We start from the raw sequence: 26,069 nt of genomic DNA on the forward strand, positions 1-26,069 counted from the left end.
GCTATTTCAATTTTATTTTTCGTGGTCCGTCCCCTTTTTCATCCACGATATACTTTCCGTTTTCAAGAAACGGAGACAATTCCGAATTAATAAAAGACATCACCTTTTGGCTTTCCGATTTAGGATACAAAAGATGAATATTTGGCCCTGCGTCGAGAGTAAATCCGACAGGAATATTACTACTTAAACGATAGGATCTTATTCTCTCCATTAATTCGAATGTATTTGGTTTTAACAAGGTGTACGAAGGACTGGAATTCATCATCAACCCATGCAAGCTTAAGGCTTCATTTTCCATGATTTCGATAAATGTTTTTAAATCGCCTGAGCGCAATGCACCCAACATGCTTTCGAAATGAGTATTTGCCTGAGCAAAACGAGCACTTGCATACGGATGATTTTCCATTAATTGATGTCCCACAGAACTAGAAACCTCTTTCTTTTTTGAGCTCACCATAAGAATAGCGTCCTGAAAATCCTGAAAAATAGGATGAACGTATTTCGAAAAAGGAACTGCATGCTCATCGGATGATTTGGAAAAAGAATCGCTTGCACCCCAAGTTACAAAACCACCATAAACCGAACGCGAAGCACTACCAGAACCCAATCGGGCAACAAGACTAGCTTTTTGAAAAAATTCCTTTTCGGTCATTTTTATTCCTGCAATTTCCTCTTCCATACTACACAAACATAGAGCAATAGAACTCATTGCCGAAGCCGAACTTGCAATTCCTGCCGAATGAGGAAATGTATTTTCGGAAGAAATAGAAATTTGATAATCATTCAAAAAAGTAAAATGATCGGATAAGTTTCCAAAGAATTTTGTAATTCGTTCCTCGAACAAAACCTGTTTTTTTCCTTCGAATAAAAAGTGTAATTGATTACCAGTTTCCTTAGGTTTATAAGTAAGCCAGCTACGGGTAACCGAGTTTTTTAAACTCATGCTAACAGAAGGATTGCAAGGCAATTGATTACCTTTTTTACCCCAATATTTAATGAATGCAATATTCGAAGGACTTTCCCAGCCAATCGATCCTGAATTTTTATAATCTGTCATCGTTTAGCTACCATTAATTTGTTCCTAATATCATCTCTTTCCAAGTAAAAACACTTGTAAATCCAGCTCTATAAAAATAGGATTGTATTTCTTTCAGACTCAAATCGCTTCTCACCATCACAAAATCGCCTCCCCAAGCTCCTAATGATTTAATGCTTCCCTTAAAATCGGGAAATAATTTTTCTTTCACACATTTTTGGCCCAACATTTCAGCCAATAAAAGCTCATGTGTTTTCATAACACGATCGAATTCCTGTGTATCTTCGGCCGAAAGCATATCCTTACTCAATTGCGTGATTTGATCTAACTTTTCCGACTCGCACTTATTTCCATTTAAGAAAGCATGCACCGAATCGGCACTTTTTTGTTTTCTTCCCAGATAGACAAAGAACAACTGCCGAGAAAATTTCTCTGGAAAATCGACTGGATATATTAAAGGATGTGCACCATCGCGACGAAACAGAATTGGTTTGCAATAATTTGCGCAAGCAATATCAAAACCAGAACCGTTTGAAACCAATGCATGCAATTCGTATGGATTTACATTGGCCCACTTAGCAACATTATTTATTAATGTTGAACTACTACCTAAACCCCAATTACGATCAAAATCAAATTCAGTTCGCACTTTTAAGTTCGTTTGATTTAAAAAATCAGGATTCAATAATTTTGCCATTTTCAAAAGAAAACAAACGAAATCCTTCTCCGTTTCGCCTTCCTCTGTTTGTGCTTCAATTTCTTGATTTGAAATGGTAAATTGGAGCCATAATTTTCCTTTTTCGTAGGCCAACCATTCTAAATCTGTTTCTTCAGATTCAAAAACTTCCAAAACCTGTCCATATTTTAAAGGAATAGCAAGTGCCAAAGCTCCATGCAATACAAGGTATTCACCTGTAAGCAAAAATTTAGCGTTCGAATAATATTTATATAAAGGCTTCAAATTCTACTGTAGCTTAGTTCGTAATGATTTTATAAATGCTTCCACTTCGCTGTGCGAAACCGTTTTATGAGCAAAATATTCCAAGGCCTGTTTCTTTTCCTCGTAATCCGCTTTTAAAGTATTTAACAAGTTCGATAAATGCATTTTCATGTGTCCTTGTTGAATACCAGTTGTTACCAAAGATCGCAAAGCACCAAAATTATTTGCCAATCCGGCGGCAGCCGTAATCATCATTAACTCCTTTGCCGAAGGCTTCCCGAGCAATTCCAAACCGAACTTTGCTAATGGATGCAGACTTGTTAATCCGCCAACGGTTCCTAAAGAAAGTGGCAGGGTTAATTGATATCGGAATTGGTTATGCGAAACGTGAGTCTGCGTTAAGCTCTTATATTTTCCGGTTTTTGACGCATAAACATGTCCGTTTGCCTCAATGGCACGAAAATCGTTTCCGGTTGCCAAAGCCACTGCATCAATTCCATTAAATATCCCTTTATTATGCGTTGCCGCGCGATAAACATCCAATTCGGCTATTTTGGCTGCTTTTTGAAATTTAGCCGCAAATTCTTTCCCGCTAATACCAGGATGAATTTCATCCAAATCATCCAAACTGCATTCCACCGAACACTCAACAAGGCAATCGGGCGTATAATTGGAGAGAATCGACATGATGACCTCACATTCCCGTTCTACATCCGATAAAGTATCGTAATGCTTAAAGAATCGTTTCATTTGTTGCGCCATTTTCTCCAAACAAGAATTAATAAAGTTGGCTCCCATCGAATCTGCAGTATCAAAAGTTACATGCAACTGATAGTAATTCTCCATTTGATTGGTATGGTTAACCAATTGAATACTTTGAATACCGCCACCTCGTTGGCGCATATTTGTAGTCAATTCTTTGGTTGTCTGATACAATTCAAATTTTAATTCGGGCAATAAATCATTCAGTTTATTCGAATCACCTTTCCAAATAAAATGAACCTGTCCCGATTTTATCACCGAAACCACACGAGCAGTAAATCCGCCATGACTTGCCCAAAATTTAGCTGATCGAGAGGCTGCTGCAATTACAGAGCTTTCCTCAATAACCATCGGAATGTGATACAAATGGTTGTTGATCAGGAAGTTTGGCGCAACACCAAAAGGAAGATAAAAATTAGAAAGGGTATTCTCACTAATCTCATCCAGTAAATCTTGTTGCTCTTTATTTTGCAGGCGAAAACTATCCAACTGCGATTTTATTCGCTCGGCACTTCCCGTTAATTCACCCATTTTTTCCATCTTCTCCTCACGGCTCAATTTGGAAAATCCTGAAATGATTGCTTTCCGCTTCATATCTTTTTCATCTTCATCCTTAGTCTGAATTTCCATTCAGAAAGGAAATAATAAAATACTTCGAGGTCCTAAATTACATTTTTTCTGTTGCTGTCCCAAAAAACAGAAGGTTTTTTAGGTAAAACTCTTATTTTCGGACCCGTAGGAAACTTTTTGAAAGTTGTAATCCTTTCCTTTGTATTTCTAAATAGCTTCTTAATTCTTCATACGATTCTTTTGCATACTTCAAAAGAGTAGATGCTTGACCATAAATTGCAGGTAGTGCCGCTTTCTCCATTAAATAGTAGCCATCTAGAAAGTTTTGAATTCCTCCCGAAATAATTATCTCCTTGCATTTTACCTGCTCCTCATTGGCAACAATCTCATTTACCCAATCAACCATTTGATTGGCTGAATGTCCTATCTGAGCCAAAGGCTCGAATAATTGAGTGGGAGAGTCAGGATTTCGCATTAACTCTATTTTTGCAAAATTAGTTCCTCCAAAAGCAGCAAATTCTATTGCCTGAAGCGGCAATTGCAATAAAGCCCGTAAACTTTCTGGTCCCATTCCCTGACCGACTTCTTTCACGATAATCGGAAAATCGACCTCATCGAGCAAATATTCCAAACTCTCTATTGGCGATTCATTTATTCGGTCGCCCTCAGGTTGCAGCCACTCCTGCATAGGATTGATATGAATAATTAAGCCATCGGCGCGCAAACGGCCAACTAATCGGATAATTTTACTTACTTTTTTCTTTCGAATTAATTCTTCGAGCTGGCAAATGCCCAAGTTTGCATACAAAGGCAAATCGTCGCCAATAATAGAGCGAACGTCAAAATCGGCAAAATGTTCATCACTATTTAAAAGAGATCGGCACGAACCCAATCCCATTCCCATTCCAAATTCGGCACAAGCACGAGCCAAATTTCGATTAATCTTTCCTGCCAATTCTGTTCCCCCGGTCATACTGGAAATCCATATGGGTGTTTGCAGATTTTTCCCTAAAAAAGTAAACGAAGTGTCATCAACATTCGGATGAGCATTAAGCATTGGTTCGTAGTAGAACCTTTCATCCATCCATGCGTTCTTCATTTGAGAACGAAAAGCCAATTCAATATGATCTTTTTTTCTATCTGCCATAATTACAAATTAACAACCAATATTTCTTGAAATCACCAGTCTAAGAATTTCTGATGTTCCTTCTCCTATTTGCAGTATTCGCTGATCGCGGTAAAAACGTTCCACTTCCGATTCCTTAACTAATCCATGTGCACCATGAATTTGAACCGCTTCATTTGCTACTTCCTGAGCCACTTCGGAGCAAAACAATTTTGCCATAGCAGCTTCTTTTCCAAACGAATGCCCGTTATCTTTCAACCAGCAAGCATGATACAATAAATGCCGAGCCGCCTCAATTTTCGTAGCCATATCTGCTAATTTAAATGCAATAGCCTGAAATTTTGAAATAGACTTGCCAAATTGCTCCCTTTTTTTTGCATAAGCTAAAGCCAACTCGTAGGCTCCCTGAGCCAAACCCAATCCCATTGCAGCAATGGTTAATCGCCCCGAATCGAGAGTTTGAAGCATTATTTTTGCTCCGTCGCCTAAATTTCCTAACAAATTTTCTTGCGAAACTTTACAATTCTCGAAAGTTAACTGAGCTGTATCCGAGGCTCGCCACATCATTTTACCTTTTACTGGCTCGGCCTGAAAACCTTTTGTATTTCGCTCTACTAATATAGCAGATAATTCCTTTTTTCCATTATTCGTAGCTGTTACTACCTGTAAAGTTACTCCTAAAGATAGATCGGAAGATGCGTTTGAAATGAACTTTTTACTCCCATTAATGATCCATTCCTGCTCCTTTAAAAAACCTGTCGACTCAGTCCCGCGAGAATCAGAACCCGCATTATCTTCTGTTAGTCCAAAAGCCCAAACATGTTCACCGCTTGTTAATTTAGGAAGATAGTTCTGCTTTTGTTGTTCGGTTCCAAAATAATAAACAGGTCCTATTCCCAATGAGTTATGAGCCGCCAAAGTAGATGCCTGCGAAGCATCTACCTTCGCAATTTCCTCCACTGCAATTAGTAAAGAAAGGTAATCTTTTGCTTGTCCTCCATATTTTTTAGGTAGATATATCCCGAACAAGCCCAACTCCCCCATTCTTTTGGTAAGATGAGCACTAAATTTTTCTTCTTTATCCAATTCAAAAGCTAAGGGCCGCACCTCTTTTTGGGCAAATTGCTTCACTTTCTCGCGAATTAGTTCATGTTCTGCTGTTAAGTATGGATTCATGACTATATGTTTGATAGTATATTTTAAGATCTTCAATTCTTTAATGAGCGCAAACCTAATTAAAAAGTTTATTTTATTAAAATTATTTAGAATCATTTTCAATAATGAAAAAACTAATAATCTTCTGCTCCGCTAAAAAAAAGCTTAAAACACCAATTAAATCAGCACTTTTTGATTTAACAAAATTTAATCTCACATCTACTTAAGCAACTTGGCACACTTGACACTTGTTATTAACATATAACCATTGTAAATTTACTTTAACTTAAATTTATAATAATAAAATGGAATTAGAACTTTGGCATATTTGGTTGTTACTAGCAGTTGGTCTTTTTGTAATTGAGATCTTCATCTCCAATTTTGTTTCCGTATGTTTTGGAATCGCTTCGGTTCTTACGGGTATCGTTTCCTATTTGAGATTTGAGATTCCCGCACAATTACTTGTCTTTATTGCGAGTTCACTTATCTGCTTGTTTCTTTTGAAACCATATATAACAAAACACTCCATTAGCCAATCGTACCAACCAAATAAGGATTACAAAAATTTGATTGGCAAAGAAGCTATTGTGATGGAAGAAATTAATGATCGAAAAAACAAAGGCAGAGTTGTACTTTCCGGATCGACTTGGAAAGCCAAATCTCAATTTGGAGAAATAATACCTAAAGATACATTTGTAAAAGTATTGAATATAGACTACTCGGTGATGACCGTAAAACGAATATAAGAATCTAAAATACCCTAAAACCACTTAGGTTGGATGTTCGCATCCAACCTTTCTTTTATTTTGCACATTTCCGAATAATGAGTACTTTATCCCGCTTAAAATAATTCATAATCAGTCTCTATTTAATGGAAAAAGGATTTCTCTTTAAAGATGTATATAACAATCAATTAGTTGGAAACATGGCTTCGAATATTGTAAAGTCATGGGGCGAATTCAACACTTCTTCATTCGTTAATTCTATCGTTTCGAAGCTGAAACCACTTAGTTTATCGGAACGATCTCAACTTATTTGCACCGAATTATACCATCATCTTCCTAAATCGTACCCAAAAGCGCTTACTATTCTTTTAAATTCTATCGCCCAAGAAAACAAAACAAGTGATAAAAAAGAATTTGAAGGCTTCTACTATATGCCTTTTGCTGCTTATGTATCGCAATATGGATTGGAAAAGGAAAATTTTCATCTTTCGATGAAAGCATTAGAGGAAATCACAAAAATATTTACTTCAGAATTTGCCATACGACCATTCATTAGAAAATATCCAAGCGAAACTTTGGAATACCTTCACCAATGGGCAAGCAGTGAAAATGCACATGTTCGTAGGTTGGTTTCGGAAGGAAGCAGACCAAAATTACCTTGGGCATCTCCCCTTAAAGAGTTCCAAAATAATCCATTACCTGTATTGGAACTATTGGAAAAATTAAAAGAAGATGATGAACTCTACGTTCGCAGATCGGTTGCTAATAATTTGAATGACATTGCAAAAGATCATCCTGATTTAGTAATTGAAACTCTAACTCGTTGGAATAAAATTAAGAATAAAGATACTCAATGGATTATTAATCATGCCTCTAGAACTTTACTTAAGCAAGGCCATCCTAAAGCATTAGAACTTATCGGATTTCGACAAAAGTTACAAATAACTGTCAATAAACTTAAAACTAACACTCCAACCTGTAAACTAGGCGGTGAAATTGAATTCTCTTTCGAGATACAATCCACATCTATACAGGAACAAAATTTAATGATTGATTTTATCGTTCATTATAGGAAAGCTAATGGCAAAACATCTCCAAAGGTGTTTAAACTTTCAAAAAAAGTTCTTTCTGCTAAGGAATGCATTTCTTTCAAGAAAAAGATTTCTTTTAAACCTATCACAACAAGAAAGCACTATTTAGGAACACACGAAATCGAAATTCAGATTAATGGAATAAAATATGGAAAAATTGGGTTTGAGGTGGAATGATACTTTTTGCTATTAATACCGCTGCACTTTGGGATCTACCTCTACCGACCAACGATCAATGCCTCCCGCTAAATTATAAACACGCGAGAATCCATTCTTTTGTAAATAATTTATTACATGTTTGCTTCGTACGCCCATGTGACAAAACACAATCAAATCTTTATTTTTAGGTAAATCGGCCAATTTATAAGGAATTTGTCCCATTGGAACGTGCATCGCATCCTTCAAATGGCAAATTTGAATCTCGGAATGTTCCCGCACATCAAGCATTATCAGATCCTTCCTCTTCTCCATTTCCTGCACCAATTCTAATGGTGTATAATCTTGCTTGTCCGATAAATTATTTTTAAAAAAACCATTCATTTTTTTCCTATTCTTTTCTAATCTTAATAAAGATAAGGAATTGAATTGACAAAATAGATAAGCAACGCTTCGCATTTCTTGTCTAATTATTTGTATAGAACAGGTAAACTATCCTGTTTATCGAAAAACAAATTTATAAGCCGACAATACTAAGCATAAATTGTAAATTTGGTAAGCGAATGATTAACAGAGATCTTCTTTTTACAATCGCTTATTATTCAGACTGATTTACTTTTAAACTAACCAGCAGATGCAAATCAACATTCGGGAACTAAGCAAAATATATCCAAACGGGAAAAAAGCTCTTGACGATGTAAATCTCGAAATTGGTGCCGGAATGTTTGGATTACTTGGTCCGAATGGTGCAGGAAAGTCAAGTTTGATGCGAATTTTGGTGACTCTAATGAAACCTAGTATCGGTTCCGTTTCGATTGATTCATTCGATTTGGAAAAAAATCGAAAAGAAATTAGAAGCATATTGGGTTACTTGCCACAGGACTTCCGCTTTTTCTCGAAGCTTAAAACATGGGAATTTTTAGACTATGCAGCTTCACTTTCTGGAATGAGAAATAAAAGTATCCGAAGAGATAAGGTGGATGAATGGCTGGACAAAGTAGGTTTATTTGATGTTCGGGAACGGGACGCAAATAAACTCTCCGGAGGAATGAAACGAAGATTGGGTATTGCCCAAACCTTAATTGGGAATCCAAAAATAATTGTAGTTGATGAACCAACAACTGGACTTGATCCAGAAGAAAGAATTCGCTTCAGGAATATATTATCGGAATTAAGCCAGCAAGATGTAATCATTATTTTATCCACTCATATTGTTGGAGATATATCCAGTGTTTGCAACAATTTGGCCTTGCTAAATAATGGACAAGTTGCTTTTAAGGGAACACCCGAAGCTCTAATTGAGAAAGCTCGGGGACATGTTTGGCAGGTAAATACATCGGGCTACGAATACGATATGATTAAAGATAAATATCCTGTAATTTCAACAATACCAACTCAGGAAGGATGGGAGGTTCAATTAATTGGAGACGGCAGTCAATTTACCAATGCAATAGAATTGGAACCAAACTTAGAACATGCCTACGTTTATTTTATGGAAATGTCCTCAGCACTCATTTAGTACTTAAAAAATGATCTCAACCCACATTATACGTACAGTAGCCAAATACGAAACCAGAACACTTCTTCGATCGTGGTTTTTTAGAATTTTTGCCGGACTATCCGTTCTGTTTATTGGCATTTTTAATATTGCAACCTTTATCGAAGATAGTGGTTCTCCATGGATCTACCGAGCACTTCCTGCTGCAATTCCTTATGCCAATCTCATCATTTTAAATTTAGGACAGGCTATTGTTGCTGTATTTTTAGCCTCCGAATTTCTGAAACAAGACAGTAAAAACGATACCGTTGAAGTTATTTATGCCCGATCGATGACCAACAGCGAATATATTTTGGGGAAAACTCTCGGAATTATAAGCGTTTTCGTCCTCCTTAATTTTATCATTTTATTCATGGGAATTGGCTTCTCATTTTTAAGTAAGGATTCATCGCAAAGTGCCTGGGTGGTAATTTACTATCCTCTCTTAATATCCATCCCTACACTCGTTTACATTCTAGGTTTGGCTTTCTTTTTAATGATTGTTTTAAAAAACCAAGCTATTACATTCATTATTCTATTAGGTTACATTGCACTCAGCATCTTCTACTTAAATACAAAATTTTATCATCTATTCGATTATATTGCCTATCAGGTGCCAATGATGAACTCGACCATTGGAGGATTTGGAAATTTACAAGAAATAGCCATTCACCGTGGTATTTATTTCTTCTTGGGAATCGGCTTTATTCTCTTCACTATATCCAAATTAAATCGCTTGCCACAATCGAAAAAATTGGTTTCTCTTCCTATATATTTGGCTGTTACTAGTTTTCTTATTGGAGGGTTACTAACAATGAAATACATCAATATTAATATTGACAATCAGGAGTTTAAAAATGACATGATTGCTTTAAACAACAAATATATTGCATTCCCAAAACCAGAAGTTACCTCTTGCAATATAGATCTTACTCATGAAGGTGAAGAAATAGCTGTAAAAATAAAGCTTGATATTTATAATCATTCCGCTTCTGATTTAGACACGCTTCTCTTCAGTTTAAATCCTAATTTAAAAATAAGTTCTGTGCTTCAAAAAGGTAAAAACATACCATTTTTAAGACAAACACATTTACTAAAAATTATTCCCGATCAGGCCTTAGTAAAAAACACAAGCACTCAATTAGAGCTTACTTACAGTGGTACGATAGATGAAAGAACTCATTTTTTAGATTTAAATTCGGAATTAACAGAAGATAACTTTACGGCACAAATGTTTCGCATTCGAAAACGATTTGCTTATCTGAACGATAATTTTGTATGTCTCACAAGCGATGCTTTATGGTATCCTATTGCAGGAGTTGGATATTCCTCCAGTAATCCGGCTTTATATTCACCAGATTTTACAAACTACCATCTAAAAGTTCAAAGTTCAAACAAATTGGTTCCTGTTTCTCAAGGCAAGGTAAGCCAAATTAAAGACGGAGTTTTTGAGTTTCATCCAGAATCGGCCTTGCCAAAAATAAGTCTTCTAATTGGTGATTATCTAAAGCATAGCATTCAAGTTGATTCTGTTGAATATTCAATTTATAGTATTCGTGGAAACGAATTTTTCTTGAATCATTTTGATGTGATTCAGGATAGTTTGCCTTCCTTAATCCGAGAATTAAAAAACGAATACGAAACCGAAATAAATTTAGATTATCCGTTCAAACGATTTTCCCTCGCCGAAGTGCCTATTCAATTTGCTTTGGACAAACACATTTGGTCGATAAGCAGTGATGCGGTGCAACCTGAAATCATTTTTTATCCTGAAAAAGGAGTTCTAATGGAGGAAACTGATTTTAAAAAACGAAAGAACCGTTTCGAAAAAAGAATGAAGCGCGATAATGAAGAAGTCTCGGACGAAGAACTGCAAGCTCGTATTTTCAAAAGATTCGTACGCGCAAATTTTATGCCCTCAGGAACAGAATGGTATCAATATGATAATGTTGATGGAAATACTTACTCCCCTTTCCCCAACTACTATGGCTACTCCACTCAAATGTATTCACAGGAGTATCCTGCTCTGAATATTGCATTGGGTGTTTATTTGAAAGAAAAAAATACCAGTTCAACATCTCAAAACCGTTGGCAATTCGATGGAATTAGTAAGGAAGAGCTAATTAACCTTGAATTAAAAAAAGCCTCCTTAACCGACATCACAAAGTCGGGTGTTTCTGTCGCCAAAAACGAGAATGAACAAATCTACTTAAATGATATTTTTAGCGTAAAAGGAATTCATCTGTTTTCTATTTTTAAAGCTAGGTATGGCGAAGAAAAATTTAATTCTCTTCTAAAAAAATACATCCAAGAAAACCAACATCGCAAATTTAGTTTTACCAGTTTTGATAGTTTGCTGCTTGCAAACAACGGTGAATCTATTTTATCGGATGTGAATAATTGGTACACTACCAACAAGTTGCCAGGTTTTTTAATTAAAGATCTTGAAACCTACAAAGTAAAAGATGGAGATCATATTAAATACCAAATTCGTTACAAAATTTCAAATCCCGAATCGGTAGATGGAATTGTTTCGGTAAGCATCGAACTAAATGATCGGAATGGAAGGCGAAACCGAAGGAGTTTTGAGGAAGAAAAACCTGCCTTTTCCAAAACCATTTTTGTACCTGCAAATACTGCCCTCGAAGTTGGATTTGTATTTCCCTCGCAACCAGGCAGAATGAATGTATCGACACATATTTCCGAAAATCTACCCAATAGTTTGGTTTATGATTTTAGTTCATTCGATGAAACCAAGAAAGACATTTTCTTTAATGATATTAAAGAATGTGAGGCCTTCGACGGGATTTTAGCAACAAATGAATTGGTTGTTGATAACGAAGATAAAGGATTTGAATATGTACAGGTATCCAACAAAAGTTATTTAAAACAGTGGATGGATGACAAACGAATTACAGAGCATGAATATTCGAATTTACGTACTTGGAATCCTCCAAACGAATGGAAAAATGTTTTGCGTTCTGGCTTTTTCGGAAAATATGTAAAATCAGCAGCTTTCACAAAATCCGGACAAGGAGAACGTTCTGCCAGTTGGACTGCAAGCCTAGAACATAGTGCTCAATACGATGTTTATTGTCATATCGAAAAGGTGGAGCCATGGGGACGACGAAGAGGACAGCAAAAAAAAGCAGATTATAATTTTAAAGTATATCATGAATCAGGCATCGAGGAAATAAATAAAAGTGATCAGGAACTGGAAAGCGGATGGAATTATCTGGGTACCTTCTTTATTACACCTGAAAATGCAAAAGTGGAGCTTAGCAATAAATCGACAGGCTCATTTCTCTTTGCTGATGCAATTAAATGGGTAGAAAATAAATAAAATTTACAAATTATATAAGGCATGATCACAACGATACCACAGCAAAAATTATTACGAATATTAATTTGTGCCGGAGCAATTCTTTTCAGTTCTTTTTACTCACAGGCTCAAAAAGATATTACTTTGGAAGAGGCTCTTCTTATAGCCTTTGAAAATAGTCCAGACATTAAAAAATCGAGAATAAACATGCAGCAAAACAAAGAACACCTGAATGCGCAACTAGCATCTTTACGTTCTCGTTTTTCCTTCGATATTACCCCTTTGTCGTACGACAAAACAGAATCCTATAACGATTATTTTTCCACTTGGAATACTTCTGAAAATAAAAAGACAAGTGGAACATTTACGGTTTCACAACCAATTAAATTTACTGATGGCAGATTATCATTACAGAATGAGTTTGGTTATCAGGACAATTACTCCGAAGCCAGCAGTTCTAACTATGCTGGATACAACAACTCATTATACTTACAGTACGATCAGCCACTGTTTACATTCAATAAAACAAAAATGGATTTAACTCGCAATGAGTTAAATCTTGAAAATGCAACCCTAGCCTACTCCATTCAAATGCTAAACATGGAAAGACAGGTAAATCAAGCATTTTATTCCATTTATCAGAAGCAAATGGCCTTAAAAATTTCGGAAGAAGAGTTCGAAAATCAGAAAGTAAGCAAGGAAATTATTGCAAGTAAAGTAGAAGGAGGTTTATCTGCGAAAGAAGAACTTTATCAGGCCGAATTAAACTATGCTACCAGCAAATCGAGTCTCGATAATAATCGTGTAGAATTGGAAAATGCAAAAGATGAATTCAAATTTTTATTAGGTATTTCTTTATACGATGACATAGCAGTTAGCACCGATATTCAATACATTCCGGTAGTTGTGGATCTTGAAAAAGCCATTGAAAACGGATTGAGTCAAAGATTGGAATTGTCGCAACGTGAAATAGATTTAAACAATGCAAAGTTCGATTTAATACAAACCTCAGCGGTAAACGAATTTAAAGGAAATGTGAGTCTTTCGATTGGAATTATGGGTAACAATGAAAAACTAGCTGATGTGTACGACAAACCAACCAAGAGTCCACGAGTTGGCATTACTTTTTCCGTTCCGATATTTGATTGGGGCGAGAGAAAAGCACGAATAAGAGCTGCCGAATTAGAAATTGAAAGTCGCGAAATAGATAAAAACAGCCTGCGAGATGATATCACAATTAATATTCGAAAGATATATCGGAACCTTCAAAATCTAATTCAGCAAATAGAAATTGCGAAGCAAAATCAGAAAAATGCAGCCCTAACTTATGATATTAATTTAGAGAGATACCGAAACGGTGATTTAACCAGTATCGATTTGGAACGATTTCAAAATCAGTTATCCGAAAAGAAAATGAACCTAGCCAACTCTCTAATTAACTACAAATTAGAACTGTTAAATTTAAAAATACAATCGCTTTGGGATTTCGAGAATGACCGCTCATTTGTTCCACAAGAATTGCAGGAAAATTTGATTATTGAATAAATACAATCTCAATCATGATATACCATACTAAGTCCATAGCCATGAAACGAATCGCATTCTACCTTTTATGCCTTGCACTATTTTCTGCTTGCAACGATAAGGCAACTGATCTGAACAAAGACATCGCAGTTCAAGTATCGGTTCAGGAAATTACCTCCAAAAGCATCGAAAAATTTATTAGCACCACAGGAACTGTAAATCCGATTAAAAGAGTGGAAATAAAAAGCGAAGTGGCCGGAAAATACCGCTTGCAAAATAATCCGGCAACTGGTCGTTCTTTTGCTTTGGGCGATTACGTAAAAGAGGGAACCAATGTAATCGTTTTGGAAGACAAAGAATACGAGAACAACATCAAAATAAAATCGTTAGAGTTACGACTGGAGATTTCTCAACAAGTATCCGAAAAGCAACAATCTTTGTATGAAAAAGGTGGCGTTACCCTTTCGGAAGTGAGAAATGCCGAAATCGACCTGATTAATGCCAAATATTCCTACGAAGATGCCCTTTTTCGCTTGGCAAAATTAAAAGTGAAAGCTCCATTTTCGGGAATTATTACTACCCTAAACTACTATACCGAAAATACTAGAATCGAAGCCTCGTCGGACTTGTTAAGCATTATGGATTACAGCAAACTTCATATGGAGATTAATCTGGCCGAAAAAAATATGACTGCCATTAAAAAAGGACAGCAGGTAAATATCATTAACTATACCATTCCTGGTGATACTTTAAGTGGTATTCTTGCACAATTATCTCCTGCTATCGATTCTGAAACCAGATCTTTTAAAGCTGTAATTAATATCGACAACTCAAAACTTTTATTGCGCCCAGGAATGTTTGCAAAAGGTGAGATTGTGGTTGCAAAAGCGGATTCGACCATTGTAATTCCGAAAGATGTGATTTTAAACAAACAAAAAGGAAATACTGTTTTTGTTGTAAACAAGGGCTTGGCCGAAGAGCGTGTGGTAGAATTTGGGTTAGAAAATCCTACCGAAGTACAAATAATTTCGGGTTTAGAGAAAAAAGATCGATTGGTAGTAAAAGGCTTTGAAACACTTCGAAACCGATCAAAAATAAAGGTGGTAAAATAATCTTAGCAGATCGATAAATGCTAAACTCAAGATATTAGACATGAGATATTAGGTTGATTTACAGTATGTTTATTTCAGAATCGAAATATTCTTAAAGTAAATGTAACAGAACATTCTATGTCATTCAATAATAAATTGCTTTCAAAATGAAGAAAATAACACAATTTTCGGTCAATTATCCGGTAACCGTTTCCATGATTGTAATGGCAATATTGCTTTTAGGATACGTTTCGCTCGGCAAATTGAATGTTGACCTGTTCCCGGAGATGAATGCTCCTCGCATATTTGTGGAAATAAACGCAGGAGAACGTCCTCCTGAAGAGATCGAAAAACAATTTATTGAAAGCATAGAAGCGCAATCTATTCGGCAAAAAGGGGTGAGTCAGGTTTCATCGGTTTGTATGGTTGGATCGGCAAGAGTAACAATTGAGTATGCATGGGGAAGCGATATGGATGAAGCTTTTCTTGATTTACAAAAAGATCTAACCGCCTACAGTCAGAATGCCGAAATTGATGAATTCACCATTACGCAACACGATCCCAATGCATCTCCCATTTTAATTATGGGAATGCTTCATCCGGAAATTAAAGACATGGATGAATTACGAAAAGTTGGTGAAAATTACATTCGTAATGAGCTGATTCGTTTGGAAGGAATTGCTGAAGTAGAATTAACCGGCACACAGGAAAAAGAAGTTCGCATCGAAACCAACCAATATCTCTTAGACGCTCATCAAATAACAATCGACCAAATTGTTCAAAAAATACAAAGTCTGAATCAAAATGTTTCGGGTGGAAGCATTGTAGAAATGGGAACTAAGTACATTATAAAAAGTGCTGGTTTGATTCGAAACGTTCAGGAAATTGAAAATATCATCGTCGGAACAAAACAATCTACCTCATCGTCTGCTCAACAAAGTGCAGGAAATCAGGCTCTGGTGAAAAATAAAGTTCCCATTCTTTTAAAAGATGTTGCTAAGCTTAGTTTTGTAGCCAAAAAGGCACAAAATATTGTTCGTATTAACGGGGAAAGATGCATTGGTTTATCCATTTTTAAAGAAACAGGATCGAATACAGTTCAAGCAGTTGAAGATTTTGAAAAAACCATGGTTTCCATTCGTAAAGCCTTGCCAGGATATCAATTTATCGTGGTACAAAATCAAGGTCAATTCATTCAAAAAGCAATTGATGAAGTAGAAGAAACCGCTTTAATAGGAGTTCTTATTGCCGTTCTGGTTCTTTTTGTCTTTTTACGAAGAATAAAAGTTACTGCTATTGTAAGTTTTGCGATTCCTGTTTCCATTATCGCCACTTTTAACCTGATGTATTTTAACGGACTAAGCTTGAACGTTATGACATTGGGAGGTTTGGCTTTAGGAGCCGGAATGTTGGTTGATAATGCCATTGTCGTAATAGAGAACATCTTCCGAAAAATGGAACTCGGGCTCTCGGTGAAAGATGCTGCCATTGAAGGAACTTCGGAAGTTGGAGGTGCAATAGTAGCTTCTACACTCACCACAATTGTAGTATTTCTTCCTATTGTTTATATGCATGGAGCATCTGGTGCTCTGTTTAAAGATCAGGCATGGACAGTTGCCTTTTCGTTGATTGCCTCGCTTTTTGTTGCAATTTTAATGATTCCGATGCTGTTTCATTATGCCTACAAGGGAAAAGGAAAAAATATAAAATTCAAATCGGTTAAAATTGGCTGGTATGGAAAACTATTAGCGAATTTACTAAATAAACGAGCTTTGGTGATTGGAGCTGCAGGTATATTAATTGTACTTACAGGACTTATTTTACGCTATGTTGGAAATGAATACTTACCCAAAAGCGGGGTTGGCGAATTTAGTTTAGATATTGAATTGAAAGAAGGAACTCAACTAGATAGAACCTCTCAAACCGTGGAAGCCATTGAATCGATGTTGAAACAATCCATGGGAGATTATTTCGAAACCGTGTACACCCAAATTGGACCAGGAAGCAGTTCTGTTACCGACAAAGCAGTATTTCAGAACGAAAACACTGCCAGCATCAAAATTCGTTTAAAAAGTGAATTTACAGCCCAATCGGAAGTAATTCTCGAAAACGTAAGTCAATTGATTGCCGACATTCCCGATGCCGAAATATCCATTGTTCGCGATGAAACCGCTCTACAATCGACCATAGGAACGGAAAGTGCTCCCATCGAAGTAGAGGTAAAAGGAAAAGACATGGAAGTTTTAGAACAACTTTCTACAACAATTAAAGAACTCCTGACCCAAATTCCCGAATTAACAAATATAAAAACCAATATTGAGGAAGGAGCTCCAGAGGTAAATGTAGTAATTGATCGCTATAAAGCAGGACTTTATAACCTAAGTACGGAAGGAATTGCTAGTCAACTGCAAGATATTTTAATGGGAAAAGATGCTGGCAAATTCGAACAAGGCGGAGAAATGAATGACATTAGCATTCAAATGCCTGAAACGAGCCTTTCAGAATTAAATACACTTCTGCTAAAAAGCGGAGATCAAAACATTCCACTTTACGAAGTAGCACACATCGAAAAATCCTCTTCTCCGAAACAAATGCTGAGAAGAAATCAAACAAGAATTGGAAAAATAAGTGCCGATATACGAGGTGATGTTGCTTTCGATCAAGTAATTGATAAAATAAACAACAAATTAGCCACGATTAATTTGCCACAAACTTATCAGGTAAATTTAATTGGCGAGGAACAAAAACGCCAGGAAGCACTTTCTAATTTAAGCTTTGCCTTACTACTCTCTATCCTATTGGTTTATATGGTATTAGCCTCTCAGTTTGAATCGCTAATTCATCCGTTCACCATCTTGCTCACCATTCCATTGGCTGGAGTTGGTGCCATTTGGGCATTCTTCCTTTTAGGAATGTCTATGAATATTATGGCCTATATCGGCATTATCATGTTGGGAGGTATAGCAGTGAACGACTCCATTATTCTAGTCGATGCCATCAATCAATTCAAAGAACAGGGAAATTCCTTGCGCGATTCGATAATTATGGCTGGAGAAAATAGAATTCGTCCTATTGTAATGACAAGTATCACAACCATTTTAGCATTGTTGCCACTAACCATTGGATTTGGTGAAAGCGCTGCTTTACGGGCACCAATGGCAATAGCGGTAATTGCAGGTTTAGTAAGTTCAACCTTACTAACACTAGTAGTTATTCCTTGTGTTTACTATATTTTCGATAGCATACATAACTATTTTTCCAAATCAGAAAATAAAACGGAATAGCCAAAAATTCTCCTTATAAGGAGATCCCGATAATGATCGGAATACTGGGATGTTTTGAAAATAAAACATTCCCCGACATCGCTTCCAAAGAGGAGATTTAAATAGTACAGATTAAAAAGTAGAAAATGAATTTCATTATAAAACGGAAAGTTTTAATAGCAATGCTCTTTGCCGGACTAAGCATGTTGGGGTTTTTCTCCTACAAGCAATTGCCGGTTGAACTAATTCCAAATGCGCAACTCCCCATGCTATTCGTTCAGGTGGGAACTACTATGGAGGTAGATCCTCGTTATATGGAAAGTGAAGCAATTATTCCTTTAGAAGGAATTGCAGGAGGAATGGAGGGCGTGGAAAAAATTGTTTCTACTGCTGCACAACAAACAGGAAGCATCGAAATATCTTTTGAACAAGGAACCAATTTAAAATATGCTTATTTAAAACTAGCCGAAAAAATAGACGAAAAGAAAAAAGACCTGCCAAAGGAGTTTAGAGTGCAGGTAATTAAATTTGACATGGAACAACTCAACAACACGTTCATGAATATTCAGGTTCGTGGAAGTGGAGGTGTTGACCGAGTGCGACAAGTTACCGAGAATGAAATTGTAGATAAACTTAAAAATATTAATGGCATAGCCAATGTTGCTCTTTTTGGTGGTCGCCAAAAATCCATTGATATTCTTCTTCGAGACGATGTTTGTAAAAGTTATGGAATTAGTCCATCGGATGTTCGTTCCGCTCTTAGTAAAAACAATAATACACGAAGTTTTGCTGGAAAAGTAATTGAAAATGACAAAATGCACTTTGTGAATGTTGTTTCGGAATTTACCGATATTTCGGAGTTGCATGAACTTGTTGTTAAAGAAACAGGTACCATTAAACTAAAAGATATTGCAACTATTCGTTTTGGAGTTAAGGAGGAAACCTCGTATAGTCGTGTAAATGGAAAAGAAGCAATTACGCTTCAGTTAACCCGCGATTCTCAATCGAATATTATCGAATTGGCCGACAATGTAATTGCAAAAATAGAAACAATTAATCAGGAGTTAGCAGGCAAAGACATTGCAATGGTGGTTCAAACCAACACTGCCGAAACCATGAAAACCAATATCGATTTAATTATTGAGCTGGCACTAATTGGTGGATTACTGGCAATTTTTGTTCTTTGGATATTCCTTAAAAATATTCGATTGGTGACCGCAATTGCACTTGCAATACCCATTTCGATTTATACAGCATTCAATTTTTTCTATGCTTACGATATTAGTATCAATACACTTACTCTTTTAGGAATGGCATTGGCCATTGGAATGCTACTTGATAACAGTATTGTAGTTCTCGAAAATATTTACCGTCTAGCTGCGCAAAAGAAAGATCCCGACACGGCAGTAATTCAGGGAACCAAAGAGGTTTGGCGATCTATTTTTGCAGCCACACTAACTACCATCACCGTATTCTTACCATTTTTATTTACCTCCAATTTCTTGATCGGATTATTAGGAAAGCACATTGGTGTTTCCATCATCTCCACCTTATTAGTATCGCTAGTGGTTGCCCTACTTTTAATTCCCATGATTACCCACAGCTTCCTAAAAAGAAAAAACGCCACCCGCGCAGTTAATTTTCAAAACATTTCTCTCCATAACCGATTGGTACAGATTTATTTAGTGACACTTAAATCGTGTATGCGATATCCAGGAAGAACAATTCTTGGCGCGTTAGGTCTCTTTTTCATCACACTACTAATTAGTTTAGGTTTAAGCATGATTTCGCCCCAGGAAACCGAAACAAAAGATTTGAATCTTTACGTAACCCTTCCTGGTGGAACAACTCTCGAGAATACCGATATATTTATTCGAGAAGTAGAACAAAAACTAGATTCTATTCCAGAGAAAAAAGATATTACTAGTCAAATTTACGAAGAAGAAGCTGTTTTAATAATCACACTCCACGATGATTATCGCGATAAGCAAAAGCTTTCCATTCCCGGAATTAAAAAAAACATTCTAGAACAACTTGATGACCTGCCAAGGGCATCGTTCAGTTGGGATCCTCCAGCTACAGGTCGCCGATTTGGTGGCGGAGGAGGTTTTGGCGCCGACAATCCATTTATGGAAATGTTAGGAATGGGCAGCCAAAAAGAAAAACTGATTATTAAAGGTCAGGATTTTAATAAGATGCTCGACGTATCCGAAGATTTAGAATACTTTCTAAATCAATTGACTTCCATTAAAAATGTTTCGGTTCGAATTCCTACCAAACGCCCCGAAATAATAATGGAACTCGACAAGCAAATTATGGCGATATACGATATTCCTGTTACTTCGGTATTGTCGGAATTAAACTCCTTTCAAAAAGAATTTTCGAGTGGTGTAATCTTCAAGCAAGGCACCGAAGAGTACGATATAATTATTAAAACCATTGGCAACAATGTTGAGCAGGTAACAAGAAATTCTAAAGATCTGAGAGAACTAAGTGTAAGAGGTACGCAAGGTGCCGAATTCGAATTGCAAAACATTAGCAATCTCAATTTTACCGAAGGACTATCGACAATCAAAAGAACTAATCAGGAAAAACAACTTGAAGTAGAATACCAGTTTATTGATGAAGTAAACGACGAAAAAGACCTATTAACTGCATCGAGAGTAGAAATAGATGAACTAGTGGAACGAATGAATATTCCATCGGGAATTGCGCTCGAAGTTGTTCATGAAGAAGACAATTTGGCTGAATTTGGCTTTCTGTTCCTAATGGCTATCGTTCTTATATTTATGATTTTAGCTTCGGTATTCGAGTCGTTTACCATGCCAATTGTAATGATGTTTTCCATCCCAATGGCAGCAATTGGATCCTTACTTGCTTTGATCCTAACCGGAACTTCCCTGATGAATGCCAATGTATTTACCGGATTAATAATTCTGTTGGGTATTGTAGTGAACAATGGAATAATCATGATCGATTATTCAAACGTACTGCAAAAACGTGGCTATCGCGAATCTAGAGCTCTTATTATGGCTGGCTTGGCACGAATTCGTCCTATCCTAATTACAGCAATCACCACCATAATTGCCCTAATGCCACTTGCGCTTGGTCGTGCCGAATATGTAACAAGCATAGGAGTTCCTTTCGCCATCACTGTAATTGGCGGATTAAGTTTAAGCACAATTCTCACCTTGGTTTTTATTCCAACACTATACGCGGGTTTACGAACTAGCTTAAACTGGCTACAAAACCAGCCAATTTGGATAAAAACAATTCAAATTGCCATTTGGATAATTGGAACCTATTTTATTTATGTAGAAGTTGATAGTAAAATTTGGCAGATCATTACCTTCCTAATTCTACTGCTATCGGTTCCGGCATGCATCTATTTTATACAAGCTAGCTTAAGAAAAGCCAACGAAAAGTTGATTGGTCCAAACGAGAGTTTACATATCGAGATTCGAAATTTGGTAAAAATATACGAATGGGATGGCCGATTTATCCGAGAATGGAAATCGGGACTTAAAATAAGAGAGCGATTGGGTTTAAAAGAATCCTATTCCTCTCTGCGCGATTTTGTTAGCTTAATTTGGCAACTGCCTTTAATTGCTTTCCTATTCTTTTTTATTTACTACCATCTCGAAAACAAATACTGGTTACTTGCTTTGTCGATACTTTTCCAAATACTGCTTTTAAATTTTATGGCTCCTATTCGAGAATACCGTAACCATTTAAAAAAAGAAAGCAGTAAAAAATCGATGCCTCGATTTATTTATGCCCTTCACAAAATTATATATTGGTTCTTCCCAATACTTGTGTTTGTATATTTTTATCAGCAATACGAATTAATAGGACTTATTATTCCATTCGCATTTTTCTGGTATTTGGCTTTACTGATAAAAGTATCATCGGATAAAATTTATCAGGAAAAAATAAATATTAACCGGGTGAAAGGCCGATTTAGTGGCATTCGTAAATTCTTCTACCGTTTTGTTTTACTTATCCCAATAATTGGGAAAAAGAGAATCCCTTTTAAAGCCGTTAAAGGCGTCTCCTTCGATATTAAAAACGGAATGTTTGGATTATTAGGACCAAATGGAGCCGGAAAATCGACTTTGATGCGAATTATTTGCGGTATTTTGGAACAGAGTTACGGACAAATCACGATTAACGGAATTGATGTTCGCGAAAAGCGAGAAGAGCTTCAAGGTTTAATTGGTTACCTGCCACAGGAATTTGGCATGTACGAAAATATGAGCGCATGGGATTTTCTAAATTACATGGGCATTTTGAAAAAACTAAATAACAATTCCGAACGCATGGAACGTGTAGAATACGTGCTTAAGGCCGTTCACATGTTCGATCAGAAAGACAATAAGATTGGTTCCTTTTCGGGAGGTATGAAACAACGAATTGGAATTGCTCAAATTTTGTTGCACTTACCAAGAATTTTAGTGGTTGATGAACCAACAGCAGGACTTGATCCGCGCGAGCGAATTCGATTCAGAAACTTGCTGGTAGAACTAAGCAAGGATAGAATTGTGATTTTCTCCACTCACATTATCGAAGACGTAGCCAGTTCGTGCAACCGAGTTGCGGTAATGAAAAAAGGAGAACTGAAATATTTGGGCGAGCCAATTCACATGGCTGCCATTGCCGACAAAAAAGTTTGGATGCTAACAATATCCACCGAAGCGTTTGAGGATTTAAAAAACAAACATGTAATTATTCATCACATGCGCGACAAAGATCAGATTCGAGTTCGCTGTTTAGCAGATGAAAATCCGGGCTACGGAGCTGTAAATACGAAAGCAAATTTAGAAGATGCTTACTTGTGTTTATTGAACCAAAAGGAAGAAAGAGTTTAACCACAAAGGCAAACGAAGGAATTCACCAAGAAATAAGTACACTTTGCGGTAAAAAACAACATTTTTATGAAAGAAAAACTAACACTCATAGTCGATTTTATACGCTACAATATCAAGATTATATTTGCCAATAAATTCATTTATTTTCTGATTGCAGCCTTTGCTTTTTTCTTGATGGTAACCGGTATCATGTTGTTTACCGATTCGAGTCCCGATGAAGCGGATATTTATGGAAGTTTAATATTTCCAGGAATCCTGATTTTATTTTACCCAATTATTTACAACATACAAAGCGACAAGGATACCCGAATGCTCGAAATCCTATTTGGAATCCCCAATTACCGATACAAAGTGTATTTAGTGCGCTTTGCACTCAGCGTTTTGCTATTGGTTTTAACCATGAGTTTGTTGTCGTGGATCATCGTGTTTGCAATTATCCGCATCTCCGTTTTTTATATGGTTTACCAGCTGATGTACTGCCTGTTATTTTTAGCAAGTCTGGCATTTTTGTTGGCCACACTAATAAAAAATGCAAGTGGCGCCGCGGTAGTTATGGTAATTATCGGTCTGGTATTTTTAATTCTTGCAGAACCTCTTGAAGCTAGCAAATGGAATCTATTCCTAAACCCCTTCAATGTTCCGGGCGATATGAGTTACAGTATATGGCAAAACGTACTTTCTCAAAACCGAATGATGTTAGTGGTTGGTTCGCTAATATCCATTTTATGGAGTTTAATAAACATGCAAAAACGGGAACGATTTGTTTAACAGGCAATAAGTAAACCAAAAAAATACAACAATAAATAAAATGTTTATCCATTTCTTCAGTAAAATAAAAGTATCCTATAAAAAAGTTAAAATGTAAAACAGACACTTAAATACACTAAATAAATAAGGATGCAACTAAGGAATAGGAAATAAAATAATATCCTTGAGAAAAGGTGTGATCTCTAAATATTTTTTTAGGTTTGTGTAGCAAAACTTCCACAATAATCCTCTTGATTAATGGTTGAATTCTCTGATCGTGATATAGTTAAAGGTCTGAAAAAAGGAGATATGTCTTCCTTTCAGCAACTTTTCGATACAAAATATTCTTTGTTTTATGCTTTTATAAAAGGCATGATTAAGAATGCTTGGTTGGCTGAAGATATTACACAGAATATTTTTATGAAAGTATGGATTCACCGAGAGAAACTAAACCCAAATAAATCCTTACACAACTATTTGTATGTACTCGCCAAAAATGAAGTTCGTGATCATTTTAAACTAAAATCAAACCTAAATCATCAGGAAATAGAAGACGACGACAAATCATTTGTTGAAGATTTTGAAGGTTCGATTGATGCCGAAGTAATGACTAAACAGGTAGCTGCAATTGTATTGCAAATGCCTGAACAACGTCAAAGAATTTACCTAATGAGTCGGGAAGAAATGATGTCAAACAATGAGATTGCTGAAGAATTAAACCTTTCGGTACGCACCATAGAAAGACATATATTCCTGGCTTTGCAAGATATCAGAAAATCTCTTCCTGCTTTTTATCTTTTTCTATTCGCAATATTTAATTCTTAGCAAGCATGCTAACGATTCAGACACAACTTCGCCTATTCCGTTTCATTCTAATCGTAATAAAAGATGAATAATATCTCTTTTTTAAAAAATCGGTAAAATACATAAAGCATTACTATTCAATATCTTTTACTCCAAAAACCAGAGAACCTTTCCGTTTAATCAGGAAATTTTAAATAATATTACGAAATCCATTGCGTAGTTTCGATCCCTGTATCGTTCTATTAGTAGTGACTCTTTAATGTGGCTATTTTTTAAGAACAATATGACGAAGGATCAATTACAAAAATATTTCAATAACCTGTGCTCTAAGCAAGAAATAAGCGAAGTAGAACAGTGGCTTGCCAATATTCAGGACGGTAGCACCGAAGACTCTTTACTAAAAGAGTTTCTTGATGAGATAAAAGTGAATAAAGATGAACGCCTCGTAAAAAGAGCCTTTGAAAAATTCAAAACAAATATCCAATCTCACAAAAATCATAAATTACAAAAAAATACAATTATACGACGATTAGCGTCCTTCTACAAACTTGCAGCTGCAGTACTTCTGCTCCCATTGCTATGCTCTGCTATCTATTTTTACCTTGAGAAAAATAATCCTAAAGAGTGGGTAGAAGAGTACGTACCATATGGCGAAAGCAAGATGGTATACTTACCTGATAGTTCAAGATTATGGCTAAATGCGGGAACCAAATTAATTTACCCCAAAAAATTCAATAATTCTCTTCGCCAAATATATGTCGCAGGAGAAGCTTATGCTGAAGTAAAAAAAGATAAATCGCGTCCATTTATTTTAACCGCCGGTGAGGTGACCGTTGAAGTTTTGGGAACTAAATTCAATGTTAAATCTTATAGTGAAGATTCGCACATTGCAGTTTCCCTGATGGAAGGTTCGGTGAAAATGAATGCTTTTTACAAAGGAGAAAACAAGACGAAATTACTAAAACCAGGTGAAATTGTAAGGTATTCGAAAAGCACCGGAGAATTACAAAAAAGTGAATTCATCGTTTCAACACGCAAGCAATGGTACAACAGTAAAGGTTTCTATTTTATCGATGAATCCTTAAATGAAATTACAAAAGCTCTTGAAAGATATTTTGATGTAAGAATCAATATCGAAAATGAATCTCTTAAAAAAGAACGTTTTTACTCCGTATTTATTAACAATGAAAGTTTAAATGAAATATTGTCTGCTTTAAATGCAAATGGACAAATGAACATTGAACGAAAAGCAAATATGATATACATTAAATAAAACACAAATCATTAACCTAAATTTTAAAACTGCCAATGAAAAAATCTTAATCAAAAAGAAAAAAGGCAGAGAATCTAGT

Annotated in this window: 17 protein-coding genes; 11 read left to right on the forward strand and 6 right to left on the reverse strand. The window is 36.0% G+C overall.

The window, feature by feature from the left end:
• Position 1 precedes the first annotated feature (1 nt).
• The 5 genes from BZG02_RS11170 to BZG02_RS11190 all read right to left on the reverse strand — a co-directional run bounded on the left by BZG02_RS11170 (position 2) and on the right by BZG02_RS11190 (position 5,610).
• Positions 2-1,057 (reverse strand): diphosphomevalonate decarboxylase, encoded by a 1,056-nt coding sequence (locus tag BZG02_RS11170; RefSeq protein ID WP_101261519.1) that lies wholly within the window; start codon positions 1,055-1,057, stop codon positions 2-4.
• Between the two features lie 13 nt (positions 1,058-1,070).
• Complete coding sequence (locus BZG02_RS11175) at positions 1,071-1,997, reverse strand: GYDIA family GHMP kinase (protein ID WP_101261520.1); 927 nt, start codon at positions 1,995-1,997, stop codon at positions 1,071-1,073.
• A gap of 3 nt (positions 1,998-2,000) precedes the next feature.
• The gene (locus tag BZG02_RS11180) at positions 2,001-3,368 is read right to left on the reverse strand and encodes a hydroxymethylglutaryl-CoA reductase, degradative (protein WP_245868085.1); all 1,368 of its coding nucleotides are present in this window, start codon (positions 3,366-3,368) and stop codon (positions 2,001-2,003) included.
• Between the two features lie 91 nt (positions 3,369-3,459).
• The gene (locus BZG02_RS11185; RefSeq protein WP_101261521.1) at positions 3,460-4,455 is read right to left on the reverse strand and encodes a beta/alpha barrel domain-containing protein; all 996 of its coding nucleotides are present in this window, start codon (positions 4,453-4,455) and stop codon (positions 3,460-3,462) included.
• Positions 4,456-4,464: 9 nt separating this feature from the next.
• Positions 4,465-5,610, reverse strand: coding sequence for an acyl-CoA dehydrogenase family protein (locus BZG02_RS11190; protein ID WP_101261522.1), 1,146 nt, complete (start codon positions 5,608-5,610; stop codon positions 4,465-4,467).
• Between the two features lie 284 nt (positions 5,611-5,894).
• Here BZG02_RS11190 and BZG02_RS11195 point away from each other — a divergent pair, with 284 nt between their 5' ends.
• On the forward strand, positions 5,895-6,335 hold the full coding sequence (locus BZG02_RS11195) for an NfeD family protein (protein WP_101261523.1): 441 nt from the start codon (positions 5,895-5,897) through the stop codon (positions 6,333-6,335).
• Between the two features lie 125 nt (positions 6,336-6,460).
• Positions 6,461-7,582: a DNA alkylation repair protein gene (locus BZG02_RS11200; RefSeq protein ID WP_101261524.1), complete on the forward strand. Its 1,122-nt coding sequence runs from the start codon at positions 6,461-6,463 to the stop codon at positions 7,580-7,582.
• Between the two features lie 12 nt (positions 7,583-7,594).
• Here the strand turns inward: BZG02_RS11200 and BZG02_RS11205 are convergent, their stop codons facing one another.
• On the reverse strand, positions 7,595-7,945 hold the full coding sequence (locus tag BZG02_RS11205) for a rhodanese-like domain-containing protein (RefSeq protein ID WP_180335697.1): 351 nt from the start codon (positions 7,943-7,945) through the stop codon (positions 7,595-7,597).
• A gap of 250 nt (positions 7,946-8,195) precedes the next feature.
• Here BZG02_RS11205 and BZG02_RS11210 point away from each other — a divergent pair, with 250 nt between their 5' ends.
• From BZG02_RS11210 to BZG02_RS11250, 9 genes are all read left to right on the forward strand, one after another.
• A complete protein-coding gene (locus BZG02_RS11210; protein ID WP_101261526.1) occupies positions 8,196-9,080 on the forward strand; it encodes an ABC transporter ATP-binding protein in 885 nt (294 codons plus the stop codon).
• 10 nt (positions 9,081-9,090) lie between these two features.
• Positions 9,091-12,441 (forward strand): golvesin C-terminal-like domain-containing protein, encoded by a 3,351-nt coding sequence (locus BZG02_RS11215; RefSeq protein WP_101261527.1) that lies wholly within the window; start codon positions 9,091-9,093, stop codon positions 12,439-12,441.
• Between the two features lie 21 nt (positions 12,442-12,462).
• A complete protein-coding gene (locus BZG02_RS11220) occupies positions 12,463-13,965 on the forward strand; it encodes a TolC family protein (RefSeq protein ID WP_101261528.1) in 1,503 nt (500 codons plus the stop codon).
• Positions 13,966-14,006: 41 nt separating this feature from the next.
• The gene (locus BZG02_RS11225) at positions 14,007-15,056 is read left to right on the forward strand and encodes an efflux RND transporter periplasmic adaptor subunit (protein ID WP_180335698.1); all 1,050 of its coding nucleotides are present in this window, start codon (positions 14,007-14,009) and stop codon (positions 15,054-15,056) included.
• A gap of 146 nt (positions 15,057-15,202) precedes the next feature.
• Positions 15,203-18,319: an efflux RND transporter permease subunit gene (locus tag BZG02_RS11230; RefSeq protein WP_101261530.1), complete on the forward strand. Its 3,117-nt coding sequence runs from the start codon at positions 15,203-15,205 to the stop codon at positions 18,317-18,319.
• A gap of 125 nt (positions 18,320-18,444) precedes the next feature.
• Complete coding sequence (locus tag BZG02_RS11235; RefSeq protein WP_101261531.1) at positions 18,445-23,166, forward strand: efflux RND transporter permease subunit; 4,722 nt, start codon at positions 18,445-18,447, stop codon at positions 23,164-23,166.
• 66 nt (positions 23,167-23,232) lie between these two features.
• A complete protein-coding gene (locus BZG02_RS11240) occupies positions 23,233-23,934 on the forward strand; it encodes an ABC transporter permease (protein WP_101261532.1) in 702 nt (233 codons plus the stop codon).
• 237 nt (positions 23,935-24,171) lie between these two features.
• Positions 24,172-24,738 (forward strand): RNA polymerase sigma-70 factor, encoded by a 567-nt coding sequence (locus BZG02_RS11245; RefSeq protein WP_101261533.1) that lies wholly within the window; start codon positions 24,172-24,174, stop codon positions 24,736-24,738.
• 262 nt (positions 24,739-25,000) lie between these two features.
• Complete coding sequence (locus BZG02_RS11250) at positions 25,001-25,990, forward strand: FecR family protein (RefSeq protein WP_180335699.1); 990 nt, start codon at positions 25,001-25,003, stop codon at positions 25,988-25,990.
• The last annotated feature ends 79 nt before the right edge of the window (positions 25,991-26,069 follow it).

The sequence above is a fragment of the Labilibaculum filiforme genome (assembly GCF_002843315.1).
GTDB classification, from domain to species: domain Bacteria; phylum Bacteroidota; class Bacteroidia; order Bacteroidales; family Marinifilaceae; genus Labilibaculum; species Labilibaculum filiforme.